The following is a 16,578-nucleotide window of genomic DNA, read 5'->3' as shown; positions in this document are numbered from 1 at the left end:
GTGGACGAGGCCGCTCAGCCCCTGGTGAAGGCCTCGTACGCGTCGCAGACCTCGGCGGAGGGGCCGTCCATGCGCAGGACGCCCGACTCCAGCCAGATCGCGCGGTCGCAGGTCTCGCGGACCGTGTTGATGCCGTGGCTGACGAGGAAGACGGTGCCCGCGTGCTCGCGGAGTTCCTCGATGCGGGCCTGGCTGCGCCGCTGGAAGGCGGCGTCGCCCGTGGCCAGGGCCTCGTCGATCATCAGCACGTCGTGGTCCTTGGCGGCGGCGATGGAGAACCGCAGCCGGGCGCCCATGCCGGAGGAGTACGTACGCATGGGCAGGGAGATGAAGTCACCCTTCTCGTTGATGCCGGAGAAGTCGACGATGTCCTGGTAGCGCTCGTGGACCTGCTGCCTGGACATGCCCATCGCGAGGCCGCCGAGGATGACGTTGCGTTCGCCGGTCAGGTCGTTCATCAGGGCCGCGTTCACGCCGAGGAGCGACGGCTGGCCGTGCGAGTAGACCGCGCCGGAGGCCACCGGCTGGAGGCCGGCGATGGCTTTGAGCAGGGTGGACTTGCCCGAGCCGTTGGAGCCGATGAGGCCGATGGCCTCGCCCCTGTACGCGGTGAAGCTGACGCCCTTGACGGCGTGCACCTCGCGCACGCCGGGGGCGGGCTTGCGGGAGAAGATCCGGCTGAGCGCGGCGGTGGCGCCGCCCCTGCGGCCGCCCGCGTGGACCTTGTAGACGACGTGGACCTCGTCCGCGATCACCGTGGGGACGCGGGTCTTCGTTGCGGTGTCAGCCACGGCCGTACTCCTCCTCAGCCTTCCAGAAGTAGATGAATCCGCCGACGCCGGCGAGCAGGGCCCAGCCGATGGCGATCGGCCACACGTGGTGCGGGAGCGAGTGCGCCTGGAAGCTGTCGATCAGCGCGAAGCGCATCAGGTCGATGTAGACGGCCGCCGGGTTGAGCCCCAGCAGCATCGACACCCAGTGCGGCAGGTGGTCCGTCTTGAGCATCGAGTCGATGGACCACATGACGCCCGAGGAGTACATCCAGGTGCGCAGGATGAACGGCATCAGCTGGCTGACGTCCGGGCTCTTGCTGCCGATGCGGGCCAGCACCATCGCGCAGCCGGCGGCGAAGAAGGCCGTCAGCAGCAGGGCCGGGACGGCCAGGAACCAGGACAGGGCGGGTGCCTGGCCGAAGGCGAGCAGCAGGATGACCAGGGCGCCCATGGTGACGAGCAGCTGCTGGAAGAGCTGGATGACGGTGGAGATGGGCAGGCTCGCGCGGGGGAAGTGCAGGGCGCGGACCAGGCCGAGGTTGCTGTGGACGGCGCGGGTTCCGGCGTTGATGGAGCTGCCGATGAAGTCCCAGACGAAGACGCCGGTGATCAGGAACGGCACGTAGTCCGGCACGCCGTGGCTGGCGCGCATGACGATGCCGAAGATGAAGTAGTACACCGTCGCGTTGAGCAGCGGGGTCACCAGGTGCCAGACCTGGCCGAGCTTCGCCGTGCTGTACGTGGCCTGCATGCGGGCCGTCGCGTAGGCGGTGACGAAGTGGCGGCGGCCCCAGAGCTCCGCGATGTAGCGGGGGAGCGTGGGGCGGGCGCCGCTGAGCGTCAGGCCGTGGGCGGCGGCCAGCTCCGCGGGGGTCGCGGGAGCGGGTGGGGTCTTGGGTGCGGTCGCGGTGGTCACAAGGGTCGCTTTCGCCGGAGTCGGGGGCCGGTGGCGATGGGACGGGTCCGTATCGTCGCTACGGTGAGGTTAGGGCGCGACGCGTCGGAACGCAACCGTATCGTCGTGACGCGCGAAGCTATGCTGTGTGCATGACCACGGAGCCTGCCGCCGCTACCCCCGCCCGCCGTGCCCCCGCCGGGGCCGCCGTCCTGCGCGAGGACGTGACCGAGGCGATCCGCGACGCGGTCGTCGAGGAACTGGCCGCGGTCGGCTTCTCTCGGATGTCCATCGAGGGCATCGCCCGGCGCGCGGGCGTCGGGAAGACCGCGGTCTACCGGCGGTGGAAGTCGAAGCTGCACCTGGTCCTGGACCTGGTGGGCGCTTTCGCGGCCGACGGCCTGCCGGTGCCGGAGACGGGGTCGCTGTACGGGGACGTACGAGCCCTGCTGGAGGTCATGTCGCACGTGATGCGGCACCCGGTGGCCTCGGCGGTGATCCCCGACCTGCTGGTCGAGGCGGCGCGCAATCCCGAGATCGCGGACGCGGTGCGCGGTGCGCTGCTGGACGGGCAGCGGCGGATGGCGGAGGGGATCGTCTCCGGCGCGGTCGCGCGGGGCGAGCTGCCGGAGGGCACCGACCCGGGGCGGGCGCTCGATCTGGCGATCGGGCCGCTGTACTGGCGGCAGGTGGTCGTCCGCGACGCCGTCCCCGCCGGCTACCTGGACGAGCTGGCCCGCTCGGTCGTCGCGGGCCTGCGGGCCGCCTGACGCCTGGGCCCCGGCGGGCGCTCCGGCAGTCGCCCCGCCAGCCGCCCGCGGCCGCTACGGCCGGACCGGGGACAGAGCCGGGGCAAGGGCCGGCGCCGCGGGGGTGGGCCGGCGGTCCTCCAGCGGGACGACCGGCGGGAGCGGGGCGGACTGGCCCAGGAAGACGCGGCGCACGACGCGCTCGGCCGCGTGCCCGTCGTCGTACGGGCAGAAGCGCGTGCGGAAGGCGGACCGCAGCTGGGCGGAGCGCGAGCCCCGCCAGTGGCCGGTGGCGAAGATGTCCACGAGCTCGTCCTCCGTGCGGGCGATCGCCCCCGGCGGGCAGGAGCGGAGGTCGAAGTAGGTGCCGCGGGCGGCCTCGTACGCCTCCCAGTCGTCCGCGTGGATCACGATCGGCCGGTCCAGCGCCGCGTAGTCGAACATCAGGGACGAGTAGTCCGTCACCAACGCGTCCGAGGCCAGGCAGAGTTCCTCCACCGAGGGGTACGAGGAGACGTCGATCAGGCGGGGGTGCGGGTCGCGGGCGGCCGCCGGGGCGCCCGCGTACGTCAGGTGCGTGCGCACCAGCAGCGTGAACCGCGGCCCGAGATCGCGCAGCACCCGCTCGAAGTCCAGGTGGTCCGGCCGGCTGCGCCGGTAGTCGCGGTGCGTGGGCGCGTACAGGACCGCCGTCGAGCCCGGCGCGATGCCGAGCCGCTCGCGGAGGTCGAGGACGTCCGCCTGGGTGGCGCGGTGGAACACGTCGTTGCGCGGGTAACCGTATTCGAGCGTGGAGTAGGCGGACGGGACGGCCTTCTCCCAGACCAGCGTGGAGTGCCGGTTCGCGGAGAGCAGGTAGTCCCACTGGTCGGCGCCCCGCAGCAGGCCCGCGAAGTCCGTGGTCGGGGTGGCCGCCGGCCGGTCCTGGAGATCGAGGCCGACCCGCTTGAGCGGGGTCCCGTGCTGGGTCTGGACCAGGATCTGGCCTGGGCGCTTGACCAGGCTGCGCTCGAAGTTGACGTTCGTGACCAGGTACGTGGCCCTGGCGAGGGCCGACCAGTAGGCCGCCGATCCCGGGCGCAGCGCCGCCGTCTCCCGGGGCAGGGTCGGCGCGTGCGCAGGGTCGCAGATCCACGCCGTCCGCATCCGGGGCGCCAGCTCCCGCAGCTTCGCCTCGATCGCCGCCGGGTTGCAGGCGTAGCCGCCGTGCCAGTACGCGGAGAAGACCGCCAGCTCCGGGCGCAGGGGCAGGAGCCGCTGGATCCGGTAGTGCAGGCGCAGAGCGGTCTCGCGCAGCCCCCGCCACAGGGCCGAGCCGCCGCGCCCCGCCGCCAGCGCCGCCGAGCGCAGGACCGACAGCAGCCGGTACGTGCGCCGGGTGCCCAGCCGCATCAGGGTGTGCCGCACGCGGTCGGTCCGGGACAGGGGCAGCGGCAGGGGGCCCGCGCCGCCCGGGGCCCGGTGGCGGCGCAGCAGGGCGCAGGCCCGGCCGAAGAACTCGGGCCGGCTCGCGCGCGGGAGGCGGCGCGGGTCGGCGTACAGGGCGCAGAAGTGCTCGGCCATCCGCCGGTGCACGGCGGGGCGCCAGCGCTCCAGCTCGGGACGGCCCGCGAGGTAGCCGAAGACCCGGTCGTACTGGTCGAAGATGTCGAGGTGGCGGCGGCTGGAGGTGGTCAGGATCGACCCCGTGCGCCGCTGGCGGTAGTGCACGCAGACCCGGTCCAGGACGGCGACGGACTCCGCGGCCAGCAGCGCCGGGTAGGTCCATGGGGTGTCCTCGTAGAAGCCGGGCGGGAACGTGAAGCCCTCGCGCTCCACGTACTCGCGGCGGTAGGCCTTGTTCCACACCACCATCAGCATGCCGAGCAGGGCCGGGCGGTCGGCGAGGCGGAAGCTGGCCGGGCCCTCCTCGGACAACCGGTGCGAGAGGCGGTTGCGCACCAGTTCGCCGGTCCAGAAGGTGCGCGCGTAGTCGTAGACCAGGACGTCGGGGGAGCCGGTGGCCTTCAGCCGGTCGGTGATGGCCTGCAGGGCGCCCGGGGCCAGGGTGTCGTCGCCGTCGAGGAAGACCAGGTAGTCGCCCGTGGCCCGGGCCAGGCCCGCGCCCCGGGCCGGGCCCAGCCCGAGGTTGTGCGCCAGGTGCACCGCGGTGACCCGGGGGTCGCGGGCCGCGTACTCGTCGATGATCGAGCCGCAGGCGTCCGGGGAGGCGTCGTCGACCGCGATCAGCTCCAGATCCGGGTACGACTGCGTCAGGACCGAGTCCAGACTCTCCTGGAGGTACGCCTGGACCTTGTACGCGGGCACGATGACGCTGAACCGGGGCACGGCACATCCAGGGGTCGGCGGGCAGGCATCTGGCTCCCCCAGCTACCGCTGGGTGGGGGTCCCCCCCGCCGGAGGCTGGGGGAGTGCCCCAAGGAACCCCCCGCGTGGCGATCGGGTTACGCGGTGTGCGGCAATCGGGTTACGCAGCGTCAACACCGCACGTCGGTCACTTGATCGCGCCCGCCATCACCCCCGAGACGAACTGCCGCTGGAAGGCGAAGAAGACGACGAGCGGCACCACCATCGACAGGAACGCGCCGGGCGCCAGCACGTCGATGTTGTTCCCGAACTGCCGGACCTGCTGCTGGAGCGCGACCGTGACCGGCGGGTGCGCCGAGTCCGCGAAGACGAGCGCGACCAGCATGTCGTTCCACACCCACAGGAACTGGAAGATGCCGAGCGAGGCGATCGCCGGACCGCCCAGCGGAAGCACCACCCGTGTGAACAGCCGCAGTTCGCCCGCGCCGTCCAGGCGCGCCGCCTCCAGCAGCTCCCGCGGGATCTCCGCGAAGAAGTTCCGCAGCAGGAACACGGCGAAGGGCAGCCCGAAGGCGGTGTGGAACAGGACCACGCCCGCGGTGGTCTCGAACAGCCCGATGGCGCCGAAGAGTTCGGAGACCGGGATCAGCGCCACCTGTACGGGGACGACCAGCAGCCCGACGACGACCAGGAAGAGCCAGTCCCGTCCGGGGAACTCCAGCCAGGCGAAGGCGTATCCGGCGAGCGCGCCCAGTACGAGGACGAGCAGGGTCGCCGGGACGGCGATCGCGACCGTGCTCAGCAGCGAGCCGGTGATCGTGTCGTTGGCCAGCAGCCGCTCGTAGTTGTCGGCCGTCAGCCGTGACGGCGCGGTCAGCACCTGCCACCAGCCGCCCTTGTTGAGGTCGGTGGGGGAGAGGAAGGAGGAGAGGAGCAGGCCGAGGGTGGGCAGCAGCCAGAAGAGCGCGGCCGCGACCAGGAAGACGCGCACCAGGCCGCTCGCGGCGAGTTTGGCCAAGCCGGTCCGGCCCGCGGCCCGCCGGCGGGCCGCGGGCGCGGCCGCCGCCGGTGACACCACCGTCGGTATGGCCGCCGCCATCGGGTCCGGCGTCCGGTGGGAACCGCTCATCGGGCCCCCTCCTTGCGCAGCCTACGGATGTTCACCAGCATCACCGGGACCACCAGCACCAGCAGGAGGACGGCGATCGCGCTGCCCAGGCCCGGATCGGCGTCCGTGCCGAAGGAGGTCCGGTACAGCTGGAGCGCGAGCACGTTCGCGTCGTCCTGGACCGCTCCCGGCGCGATCACGAAGACCAGGTCGAAGATCTTCATGACGTTGATGACGAGGGTGACGAGCACGACCACCAGGACGGGCCCCAGCAGCGGGACGGTGATCCGGCGGAACACCTGCCACTCGTTCGCCCCGTCCACGCGCGCCGCCTCCAGCAGCTCCCGCGGTACGGAGGCCAGCCCGGCCCCGATCAGCACCATCGCGAACCCGGCCCACATCCACACGTACGCCCCGATGATCGCCGGGGTGACGAGTGCCGGACCGAGCCATTCGACTCCCCCGTACGCCTCCTGGAAGTTCACCGCGGGCAGGCGCAGCAGCGCGCCGTCGGCCTTCGCGGACAGGGTGAAGGTGCCGTCGGCGCGGGTAGTCGCCGTATCGACCACCTTGCCGTCCTTGACCGCCTCGATCCGCATCCCGGCGAAGGCCTGCTCGGTGGGGTCGACCGCGTTCGTACGGCCGCCCCCGCCGCGGGTGAAGTCCTGCCAGGTGGTCCCGGTGACCTTGCCGGGCTCGGCGGGAGCCGCCTTGGCCGTACGGGTCCCCTCGGGCAGCGCCTCCGGGGCCACACCGACCAGCGGGAGCAGCACCGGGGTGCCCGCCCGTACGGGATCCCGGGTCACGAAGGCGCCTGCGCCGGCGTCCGTCAGCGGGGAGTCCCGGCCCGGGCGGGCCTTGGGGAAGGCCGAGGACTCCGCGAAGGTGTCGTGGACCCCGACCCAGATCGCGTTCGCGACGCCCCGGTCGGGGTCGTGGTCGTAGACGAGACGGAAGATGATGCCCGCCGCCAGCATCGAGATCGCCATCGGCATGAACACCAGCAGCTTGAACGCCGTCCCCCAGCGCACCCGTTCGGTGAGCACCGCGAAGATCAGGCCGAGGGCGGTCGCCGTGGTCGGGGCGAGCACCACCCACAGTGCCGTGTTCTTCAGCGCGGTGCGGATCGTGGGGTCGTGCACGATCTCCCGGTAGTTGTCGCCGCCGACGAAGGCGGACCCGGAGCGGTCGAAGAAGCTGCGGTAGACCGAGTAGCCGATCGGGTGCACGACCAGCGCCCCGAGCAGGACGAGAGCCGGCAGGAGGAACGCCGCCGCGACCAGGCGGCGGCGCCTGGCCTCGGCGTCGCGGGCGGTGTTCCTCACGGTGTTCTTCGCGGCTCCGGTGACCTTGGCCGTCACCGGGATCAGTTCCCGTAGGCCTTGGCCGCGTCCGCCTCCAGTCTGGCCTGGGTGCCCGCCACGTCCGACGGGTTCGCCAGGAAGTCCTGGAGCGCCTTCCACTCACCGGCGCCCGGGGTCCCGCCGAAGGCCGCCGGAGCCTGGTCCGACATGTCGAAGCGGAAGTCGTCGCCCGCCGCGATCAGTGACTTCGCGATGCCCCGCTGGATGTCGTTGGGGTAGGCGGCCGGATCGACCCCCTTGTTCGGGGAGAGGAAACCGCCCTCGCGGGCCTGGATCTCCGCCGCGTCCGGCGACGCCAGGAACGTCAGCAGCGCCTGCGCGCCCTTCGTCGGCTTCAGCGCGACCGCCACGTCACCGCCCGAGACCACCGGCGCCTTGCCGCCGACCGCCGGGAAGGGGAAGACGAGGGCGTCCTTGCCCACCTTCGCGTCGGTCTGCGCGATGTTCACCGCCACGAAGTCGCCCTCGAAGACCATCGCGGCCGCCGGGCGGTCGCCGCCGGTGAAGGTCTGCGTCACCGACTTCGGGAACTCGGTGGCCAGGGCCCCGCTCGGGCCGCCCGCCAGGAAGTCCTTGCGGCCGAACAGCTCGCCCAGCGTGGTCAGCGCCTGCTTGACGCTGTCGTCCGTCCACTTGATCTGGTGCTTGGCCAGCTGGTCGTACTTCTGCGGACCGGCCTGGGACAGGTACACGTTCTCGAACCAGTCCGTGAGCGTCCAGCCGTCCGCGCCGGCCACCGAGACCGCCGGCGTACCGGAGGCGGAGAGCGTGTCGGCCGCGCTGATCAGTTCCTTCCAGGTCTTCGGGGGCTTGACGCCCGCCGCCTCGAAGGCCTTCGCGTTGTACCAGATCAACGACTTGTTGGCGGCCTTGTAGTACACGCCGTACTGGACGCCGTCGACGGCGCCGAGCGCCTTCCAGCCCGGTGAGTAGTTCTTGTCGAGCTGCGCCTGGGCCTCCGGGCCGACCGGCTGCGCCCACTTGTTCTGGACCGCCGAGACCAGCGCCCCGACCTGCGGGAGCAGCGCGACGTCCGGCGGGGCGCCGCCCGCGATCTTCGAGCCGAGGAAGGTGACGATCGGGTCCTGGGCCGGGACGAAGGTGACGGAGGCGCCCGTCCGCTTCTCGAACTCCTTCAGGACCTTGGTGAAGTTCTCCTGCTCCGGGCCCGTCCAGACGGCGGCGACCGAGAGCTTCTCACCCTTCAGCTGCGGTAATTCCACCGTGGGCCCGGCCGTGGTCCCGGCCTGCGGCGGATCCGCCTTCGAGTCCGGGTCGCCCCCGCACGCGGTGAGCGCGAGCGCTCCGGCCGCGGCCAGGGCTGCCCAGCGATACGTCGTACGGCTCGTTCCGTGCTTGCGCATGGCTCTGCCCCCGAGGTTCGATGTGTCCCGGACCACAGGTCTACGCCGAGCCGTGCGCCCCCGCAATACCGCGTCCCGCCATCCGGGCACCCCCTCCGGGGCGCTCGGGGAGCCGTCAGGGGGCCGCCGGGAACAGCACGGGTATCGCCGAGACCAGGTGCGAGGCCCGGTCCAGGGCACTGGCCAGCAGCGCGAGGTCGGTCGGTCCGTTGCCCAGTTCACGCACCGGGCGACGGGCCGGCGGATCACCCATACGATCCCACTCCACCGGGACCACGGTCGGCCGCAGGGTGGCCGTGCGGGGGATCCGGCCGGTGACCCGGCCCGCCTGGAACGGGACCGTCCGGCCGTCGGCGTACCGGAGCAGGCCGCGGCCGGGGCCCGGCTGGTCGGGGGCGTCGAGTTCCACGCGCAGGGTCGTCAGCCGGGCCAGCCCGGTGTCGGCCGTACGGTCCGGGCGGGCGCTGGTGGCCACCAGGTGCACGCCGAGCCTGGCGCCCTCGCGGGCCACCGCCTCCAGGACCCGGACCACCGAACCGGCGGCGGGGCGGCCCGTGGCGCCGAGCCCCGGCGCGACCAGCGCGTCGAAGTCGTCGACCAGTACGACCAGGCGGGGCAGCGGGCTCGGCACCGCGGGATCGGTACGGATGGCCGAGGCGCGCAGCCGGAGCGTGCCCGTGCGCTGGCTGTCCAGGTCGCCGCGCAGCTCACCGGGGGTGGGCTGGCGCGGCGAGACCATCCGGTCGGAGACCTCACGGCGTGCGTGCCACTCGGCGAACGCCATCCCGTCCAGTAGCTCGTCGCGGCGCTTGAGCTCCGCTCCCAGCGCCTGGGCGAACTCCCGCATCCGCAGCGGATCGGAGGCCACCAGATGGGCCGAGACGTGCGGCAGTTCGGTGCAGGGCTGCAGTCCGTCGCCGCGCTCGCCGCCCGCCCCGTCGAGGAGGACCAGCCCCAGCCGGTCGGGCCGGGCGGCCGCCGACAGGGACGCTGCCACGGACCGCAGCAGCTCGGTCCGCCCGCTTCCGGCGGGCCCTTCGACGAGCAGGTGCGGGCCGTCGTGGACCAGCTCGGCGCCGACGACGCCCTGGCGCCCGCTGCCCAGCACGATCTCGGCCAGGCCGCCCACTGCCTGCCCCTGCTCGGTGGCGGCGGCCCAACGGGCCATCAGCGAGGCCGGGGTGGCCCGGGCCAGCCCCAGCTCGTCCAGCAGCCGCGCGGTGGCCGGCAGGGTGGCGGCGGCGGGCCGGTACGGCTCGACCGTCCCGCTGTCGCCGCGGAGCGGCGCCAGCGCCCGGGCGAAGCGCTCGGCCCAGGCCGCGGAAACGGCGTCGGCGGTGGCGGTGTCGCCGCTCGGGACCGGCCGGCCGCCGCTGACCGCGAAGGTCCGTACGGCCGTGGCCACATCGCCGCTGAGCAGGGCGACCGCGCCGCAGTCCCGGAAGGCCGGGATGCTCGCGCAGGCGGCCTCGTACGTATCGGCGACCGGGGAGGCGGGCGTCGCCGCCGGAGCCTCGGCCAGCGCCAGCACGTGGATCCCGGCGGCCGGGCCGTGCGAGGCGAGCCGCCCGGTGATGTCGCGCAGCGGGCCGGCGCCGGGGTCGCCGTCGAGGACGACGAGCGTGTACGGGCCTTCGTAGGCGTCGGCGGCCTGCCGTACCTGCTCGGCATCGGCGGCGGCCCAGTGCGCGCCGAGCGGACCGTCGTCGAGGCGCCGGGTCAGCTCACCGGTACGGGCGGCGGCCTGGTCGCGGTCGTACGCGAGGAGCAGGCGGCAGTCCTGGCCGTGCGCGGGCCGTACGTGGGGCAGCCAGCCGAGCCAGCCCCAGTCGCGGCGGCGCTCGGCGAGCGGGCGCGCCCGGTCGGTGGAGACGAGCACGATCTCCAGCTGTCCGGGCGCGTGCAGGCCCGCGAGCTGGGCGATCACGCAGCGGGCGACCCCGGCCAGCCTGGCCCGCGGACCGGCGATGCCGAGCGCGCCGGCCGTACGCAGTGGCACCCGGCTCCCGGCGCCGAGGCCCACCTCCAGGACCCTGGGGTGCCCCGGGCGCCGCGACCACAACCGTTCGGTGGGCCCCAGCGCGGCCAGCAGCAGTGCGGCGGGGTCGTCGGGGTCGGGCGCGGCCGAGGCGGTCTCCGGCGCGGCCTCGGGCTCGGGGACCTCCTCTCCCCGCACCCACTTCCGGGCCCAGGCCCCGAGCCCCTTGCGGCGGCCTGCCGGCGCGGGGCCGGCGGCGGAGCCCAGATCCGGGCCGGGGGCGCCGTACGGGCCCGGGCCCGGGGCGGGGGCGCCCGCGTGCTCCGTACCGGAGGTGCCGGACGTACCGGAGGTGCCGGACGCGGGGCGCGCACCCGGCAGGGGGTCGGGGGCGGGGCTCTCGGCGGCCTGAGGTCCGGCGGCGGCGCCCGCGGGGAGGGGCTCCGCGGACGCGGCGCGGCCGGGGAGCGAGAGGTGGCCCTCCAGGTCCGGTACCACCGGCAGGGCGGCGGCGCCGTCCGCACTCGCGGGCGCCAGCCGCAGAGTGGACTCGCCCACCCGCAGCAGCGCCCCCGGCGGCAGGGCCACCGGCTGCGGCCCCACCGGGGAACCGTCGAGGGTGGTGCCGTTCGTCGAGTCCAGGTCGGCCACGGCCACGCGGCCGTCCCGCATCACCGTGACCGCGCAGTGCAGCCGGGAGACGTCCGGGTCGTCCAGCGGGACATCGGCGTCGGCGGAGCGGCCCACCCGGATCTGCCCGCTGTGCAGCAGGTGCACCCCGCCCGCGTCGGGCCCGGCCACCACGTGCAGCTGGGGCGCGCCGAGGCTCTCCTCCGGCAGGACGTCCGGCACCGGGCCGTGCAGCGCCACCACCGCCCCGTCCACCAGCGGCGGTTCGCCCAGCACGCGCCGCTGCAGGTCGAGCCGCTCGGCGCCGGCGTAGAGCACGACCGTGCCCCCGGTGTCCGGCCCGCCGACGGTCGCCGCGAGCCCCGAGGCGACCGCGGCCAGCACGGTGCCGGCGGGTGCGGTGACGAGCACGTCACAGCTCACCGGGGCGGTCGCGGGCTGGTGGCCGCTGCGCGACCCGAGGACGGTCAGCCGGATCTGCATCGCCGTCAGCGGTCCCTTCTGCGCGGTGCGCGGTGCGTGCGCCCGGCAGGGGAATTCCGGGACATGGCCGCCCGATCGCCCCCCACCCGGCACGGACGCGTCGTCCGGTCAGGTCTGCCGGAAGGCGGGGCTCCCGTCCCGTGCCGTTCCGTACGTGTGCATCCTCGCACCTGTCGCCCACAACACGCCCGGCGCCCACCGACAATTGATCTTGATCGGTCGCGGCGGGGCGCGGACCTCACGCTTATCGGACAACGAGCGGGGGAAAATCGCCTCCGGCATACCCCGCAAACATCACCCTTCGCACATATGTGCGGCAACCAACCTTCGGCGCCCGGCGTCTTCCACGGGGACACCCCCTAGAGTGGGCCGGAAAAAACCAGTCAACCCATCGACTACTGCAGACCACAGCAGACGACAGCAGGGGAGCGCGAGACGTGCGGCCAGTCGGCAGCAAATACCTGCTCGAGGAGCCGCTCGGGCGCGGCGCCACGGGCACTGTCTGGCGTGCTCGCCAGCGTGAGACCGCGGGCGCCGAGGCGGCCGTCGCCGGACAGCCCGGCGAGACGGTGGCCATCAAGGTCCTCAAGGAGGAGCTGGCCCAGGACGCGGACATCGTCATGCGCTTCCTGCGCGAGCGCTCCGTCCTGCTGCGCCTGACGCACCCCAACATCGTGCGCACCCGCGACCTCGTCGTCGAGGGCGATCTGCTCGCGCTCGTCATGGACCTGATCGACGGCCCGGACCTGCACAAGTACCTCCGCCAGAACGGCCCCTTCACCCCCGTCGCGGCGAGCCTGCTGACCGCCCAGATCGCGGACGCGCTCGCGGCCAGCCACGCCGACGGCGTGGTCCACCGCGACCTGAAGCCCGCCAACGTGCTCCTCGACGAGCGCGGCGGGCAGATGAAGCCGATGCTCACCGACTTCGGCATCGCCCGCCTCGCGGACTCCCCGGGTCTGACCCGCACGCACGAGTTCGTCGGCACCCCGGCCTACGTCGCCCCCGAGTCCGCGGAGGGCCGCCCGCAGACCTCCGCCGTCGACATCTACGGCGCCGGCATCCTGCTCTACGAGCTCCTCACCGGCCGTCCGCCGTTCGCGGGCGGCACGGCGCTCGAAGTGCTGCACCGCCACCTGAGCGAGGATCCGCAGCGCCCCTCGACGGTCCCCGAGCCGCTGTGGACCGTCATCGAGCGATGCCTGCGCAAGGAGCCGACCGAGCGCCCCAGCGCCGAGAGCCTGGCCCGCGGGCTGCGCGTGGTCGCCTCCGGCATCGGCGTGCACTCCACGGCCGCCGAGGTGGAGGCCGCGCTCGGCGTCGGTGCGCTGCTCGCGCCCGACCCCTCGCCGGCGCCGGTCCCCGAGGCCCCGGGCGCCGCGGACGCCACCCAGGTGCTGCCCAGCGGCGCCGGGGCGATGCCGGCCGGGGCCTACGACCCGAACGCGATGACCAGCGTCATGCCGCCGGTCGGCGCGGCCGACGCCACCTCCGTCATGCCGCCGGTGCAGCGGCCGGACCAGCCGCACCCGTGGGAGTCGCAGATGCGCGCCGCCCGCGACCGCAACGAGCAGACGCAGGTCCACTACCTCGACCCGAGCGAGGACCCGCTGCGGCGCCGCCCCCAGCGGCAGGCGCCTCCGCCGCCGCAGCACCAGCCGCAGCAGCAGTACCAGCAGGGCCCGCCGCAGCAGCAGTACCAGCAGCCGCCGCAGCAGCAGTACGCGCCGCCGCCCCCGCAGCACTACCAGCCGCAGCAGCAGCGCCAGCCTCAGCAGTACCAGCAGCCGCAGCAGCCCCAGTACCGCCAGCCGCAGCCCCAGCAGCCGCCGCAGCAGCAGCCCCCGCAGAGCCCGCCGCCCCGGCAGCAGCCTCCGCAGGCCCCGCGTGAGCCGCGAGAGCCGCGCCGCCGCAGCGCCAACCCGGTGCGGATCCCCGGCCTCGGCTGCCTGAAGGGCTGCCTGGTCATGATCCTGCTGCTGTTCGTCGGCGGCTGGCTGATCTGGGAGCTGACCCCGCTCCAGGAATGGGTCGGCACCGGCAAGGGATGGTGGGACCAGGTGTGGAGCTGGGGCACCGGCATCGTCGACTGGGTCAGCGCCATCGGGGACGCGACGGGCTCCACGGGACCCTCCGCGCCCTGAAACGGAACCCTGTAGCGCTGAGTTCGTGGATTTGTCGACTTCTGGGACGTGATTTCGCCCGCAGAAGTGAAGGTCGCCGCAAATCCGGGCCCCTGCGTGCCTCCAACGCCCACCCGGCCGCGTAGCTTTGGTGCGTACGCCAGCCGCTGAGGGAGCAGTCGTGGCACGGAAGATCGGCAGCCGGTACACCGCGCACCAGATCCTGGGGCGCGGCAGCGCGGGCACGGTGTGGCTGGGCGAGGGGCCTGACGGCCCCGTCGCCGTCAAACTCCTGCGCGAGGACCTCGCGTCCGACCAGGAGCTGGTCGGACGCTTCGTCCAGGAGCGCAGCGCGCTGCTCGGCCTGGAGCATCCGCACGTCGTGTCCGTCCGCGACCTCGTCGTCGACGGCAACGACCTCGCCCTCGTCATGGACCTCGTCCGCGGTACGGACCTGCGCACGCGCCTCGACCGCGAGCGCCGGCTCGCCCCCGAGGCGGCCGTGGCGATCGTCGCGGACGTCGCGGACGCGCTGGCGGCCGCGCACGCGGCCGGGGTCGTCCACCGGGACGTCAAGCCCGAGAACGTCCTGCTGGACATGCAGGGCCCGCTCGGCCCGGGCGGCTCGCACCCGGCGCTGCTGACCGACTTCGGCGTGGCCAAGCTGATCGACACCCCGCGCCGCGCCTCCGCGGGCCGGGCCTCGGCCCCGACCACCCGGATCATCGGCACTCCGGACTATCTGGCGCCGGAGATCGTCGAGGGCCTGCCCCCGCGCGCGGCCGTGGACATATACGCGCTGGCCACCGTCCTGTACGAGCTGCTGGCCGGCTTCACCCCCTTCGGCGGGGGCCACCCGGGCGCGGTGCTGCGCCGGCACGTGACGGAGACCGTCGTCCCGCTGCCGGGGATCCCCGACGAGCTGTGGCAGCTGATCGTGCAGTGCCTGGCCAAGGCGCCCGCGTCGCGGCTGCGCGCCTCGGAGCTCTCCGTGCGCCTCCGGGACCTGCTGCCGCTGCTGGCCGGGATGCCGCCGCTGGACGTGGACGAGCCGGACGACGCGGAGCCGGAGCCCGGCCCCTCGGAGGAGCCTGCCGCCGATCCGGTACGCCGCCGGGGCGTGGTCCCGCTGGTGCCGGGCTCCGCGACGGACTCCAACCGGGACACCCACACCTCGATGCGGGTGCCGGGGCCGGACGAGCTGGCGGGCGGCGCGCTGGGCACCGCGCGGGTGCCCAGGCCGGCCGGCGGCCACCGACCGGGCTCCGCGCGGCACCGGGCCGAGGCCGCCCGCAAGCGGCGCCTCGCCCTGTCGGCCGCGGCCGCCCTGCTGGCCGCGGCGGTCGGGCTCGGGACCTGGCTCGCCGTCTCGGGCGACGACGAGCCGGTCTCCCGGCAGGACACCAAGCAGTCGGGCCCGAAGAAGCCGTAGCGCCCCGGGCGGGCAGCCGGCCCGCCCGCCCGGGCAGCCGGCCCGCCCGGTGACGGGGGCTACGCCCCGACCAGTTCCGGGTGCCAGCGGCGTGCGACGGCCGGGTGGGCGCGAACCCAGCCCTTCAGCTCGTTGCGGCCGTACTCCGCGTGCAGCGGGTTCGACGCGTCGTGCGCGACCCCGGGGGCCGACGCGAGGTAGGCGCCCGGGACGGTTTCGATGACCGCGTCCAGCCGCGGGTTGTAGAAGAACGGCACCGAGTACCGCTCCACCGCCCCCGGCGGGCTGACCACCCGGTGGTCGGTCGCCGTCAGATAGCCCTCGGTCGCGATCTCCAGCAGCTCGCCCAGGTTGACGACGAACGCACCCGGCAGCGGCGGCACGTTCAGGTAGCCCCCGTCCCGGACCACCTGGAGCCCGCCCACCGAGTCCTGGAGGAGGAGGGTCAGGAAGCCGTAGTCCTTGTGCGCCCCCACGCCCTGGTCCGCGCCCGTCGGGGCGGATCCCGGGTAGCGGATCAGCTTGGTGTGCAGGTGGGGGCGGTCCGCGAAGGCCTCGTCGAAGAAGTCCGCCGGGGCGCCGATCGAGACCAGCAGCTCCTGGAGGAGCCGGTGGGCCACCGCGGCAAGGCGGGACTGCCACTCCAGCACCGCCGTACGGAGCTCAGGGAGGGCCTGCGGCCACAGGTTCGGGCCCTCCAGCCACAGGTAGGGCGGGTCGTCCGGCCCCACCACCGGCGCGGGCCGCTCGGCCCCGACGTCCAACTGGTCCCGCCAGTCGGAGGCCCCGCCGGTCAGCTCGTGGCCGATCCGGGTGTAGCCGCGGAAGTGCGGGGATTCCAGATTGCTCACGGCGAGCCGGTCGGCCTCCGGGAGCGCGAAGAAGGCCTTGGTCAGGTCCAGGATGCGGGCGGTCTCGGCGTCCGTGACGCCGTGCCCGGTGAGGTGCAGGAATCCGGTGTCCCTGGCCGCTGCGTGCAGCTGCTTCAGGAAGTCGGCCCGCTGGGCCGGGTCGTCCGCCTGGGAGAGGTCCAGGACGGGGAGGGAGGAGTGCGCGGACGGCATGACGGCTCCGTTTCGGATGTCACGGGGTCCTGTTCCCCTTGAGGTGGCGGGGGTCGCGGGAGGGAGTGGGCCGCCGGCAGGGATGGCGCCGGGGCCGCAGGGCCGCGAACAGGACCAAGTCGGATCGGCGTGGATCAGGCTTGGAGGTGGTCCGGCGGCAGACAGCTGGTCGTCGTGACACGCATGTGGTCCACATGGCGGCGCTTGACGAGAAGAACGGTCATACGGTGAGCGTACGCCTGTACCCACGTTCACCAGTACGGGTGATTTGGCCTGCCCGGACGGCACGCTCCGATGACCGGCTACGC

At 73.9% G+C, this 16,578-nt stretch carries 11 protein-coding genes; 3 read left to right on the top strand and 8 right to left on the bottom strand.

The window, feature by feature from the left end; genetic code table 11:
• Positions 1-14: 14 nt before the first annotated feature.
• Together OG429_RS15875 and OG429_RS15870 are read right to left on the bottom strand one after the other, a co-directional pair.
• Positions 15-791 carry an ABC transporter ATP-binding protein gene (locus OG429_RS15875; RefSeq protein WP_328925979.1) on the bottom strand — a complete coding sequence of 259 codons (777 nt, stop codon included), beginning with the start codon at positions 789-791 and terminating at the stop codon, positions 15-17.
• Complete coding sequence (locus OG429_RS15870; RefSeq protein WP_328925978.1) at positions 784-1,689, bottom strand: ABC transporter permease; 906 nt, start codon at positions 1,687-1,689, stop codon at positions 784-786. Before OG429_RS15870 ends, OG429_RS15875 begins: the two co-directional genes overlap by 8 nt.
• Positions 1,690-1,820: 131 nt before the next feature.
• Between OG429_RS15870 and OG429_RS15865 the strand changes: the two genes are divergently transcribed.
• Positions 1,821-2,438 (top strand): TetR/AcrR family transcriptional regulator, encoded by a 618-nt coding sequence (locus OG429_RS15865; RefSeq protein WP_328925977.1) that lies wholly within the window; start codon positions 1,821-1,823, stop codon positions 2,436-2,438.
• A gap of 54 nt (positions 2,439-2,492) precedes the next feature.
• On the opposite strand, the gene OG429_RS15860 is transcribed toward OG429_RS15865, so the two are convergent.
• The 5 genes from OG429_RS15860 to OG429_RS15840 all read right to left on the bottom strand — a co-directional run bounded on the left by OG429_RS15860 (position 2,493) and on the right by OG429_RS15840 (position 11,651).
• Positions 2,493-4,745, bottom strand: a complete 2,253-nt coding sequence (locus OG429_RS15860; RefSeq protein ID WP_328925976.1) for a bifunctional glycosyltransferase/CDP-glycerol:glycerophosphate glycerophosphotransferase — start codon at positions 4,743-4,745, stop codon at positions 2,493-2,495.
• Between the two features lie 166 nt (positions 4,746-4,911).
• Positions 4,912-5,823: a carbohydrate ABC transporter permease gene (locus OG429_RS15855; protein WP_405681413.1), complete on the bottom strand. Its 912-nt coding sequence runs from the start codon at positions 5,821-5,823 to the stop codon at positions 4,912-4,914.
• A gap of 26 nt (positions 5,824-5,849) precedes the next feature.
• A complete protein-coding gene (locus tag OG429_RS15850; RefSeq protein ID WP_328930283.1) occupies positions 5,850-7,157 on the bottom strand; it encodes a carbohydrate ABC transporter permease in 1,308 nt (435 codons plus the stop codon).
• A 41-nt stretch (positions 7,158-7,198) separates the two neighbouring features.
• Positions 7,199-8,560 (bottom strand): ABC transporter substrate-binding protein, encoded by a 1,362-nt coding sequence (locus OG429_RS15845; protein ID WP_328925974.1) that lies wholly within the window; start codon positions 8,558-8,560, stop codon positions 7,199-7,201.
• 115 nt (positions 8,561-8,675) lie between these two features.
• Positions 8,676-11,651, bottom strand: coding sequence for an FHA domain-containing protein (locus OG429_RS15840; protein WP_328925973.1), 2,976 nt, complete (start codon positions 11,649-11,651; stop codon positions 8,676-8,678).
• Positions 11,652-12,088: 437 nt separating this feature from the next.
• On the opposite strand from OG429_RS15840, the gene OG429_RS15835 reads away from it, so the two are divergent.
• Positions 12,089-13,795: a serine/threonine-protein kinase gene (locus tag OG429_RS15835; protein ID WP_328925972.1), complete on the top strand. Its 1,707-nt coding sequence runs from the start codon at positions 12,089-12,091 to the stop codon at positions 13,793-13,795.
• A gap of 160 nt (positions 13,796-13,955) precedes the next feature.
• Entirely contained in the window at positions 13,956-15,206 is a 1,251-nt protein-coding gene (locus tag OG429_RS15830; protein WP_328925971.1) for a serine/threonine-protein kinase, read from the top strand.
• 59 nt (positions 15,207-15,265) lie between these two features.
• On the opposite strand, the gene OG429_RS15825 is transcribed toward OG429_RS15830, so the two are convergent.
• Positions 15,266-16,270, bottom strand: coding sequence for an isopenicillin N synthase family dioxygenase (locus tag OG429_RS15825; RefSeq protein ID WP_328925970.1), 1,005 nt, complete (start codon positions 16,268-16,270; stop codon positions 15,266-15,268).
• Positions 16,271-16,578: the final 308 nt, after the last annotated feature.

The sequence above is a fragment of the Streptomyces sp. NBC_00190 genome (assembly GCF_036203305.1).
Taxonomy (GTDB): Bacteria; Actinomycetota; Actinomycetes; order Streptomycetales; family Streptomycetaceae; genus Streptomyces.
Note: the sequence above shows the minus strand (reverse complement) of the source record. Positions and strands in the feature narration are given on the sequence as shown.

Excerpts from the sequence above, each read along its gene's own strand:
- OG429_RS15865 (WP_328925977.1), top strand. The coding sequence starts at position 1,821 with ATGACCACGGAGCCTGCCGCCGCTACCCCCGCCCGCCGTGCCCCCGCC.
- OG429_RS15855 (WP_405681413.1), bottom strand. The coding sequence starts at position 5,823 with ATGGCGGCGGCCATACCGACGGTGGTGTCACCGGCGGCGGCCGCGCCC.
- OG429_RS15845 (WP_328925974.1), bottom strand. The coding sequence starts at position 8,560 with ATGCGCAAGCACGGAACGAGCCGTACGACGTATCGCTGGGCAGCCCTG.
- OG429_RS15840 (WP_328925973.1), bottom strand. The coding sequence starts at position 11,651 with ATGCAGATCCGGCTGACCGTCCTCGGGTCGCGCAGCGGCCACCAGCCC.
- OG429_RS15825 (WP_328925970.1), bottom strand. The coding sequence starts at position 16,270 with ATGCCGTCCGCGCACTCCTCCCTCCCCGTCCTGGACCTCTCCCAGGCG.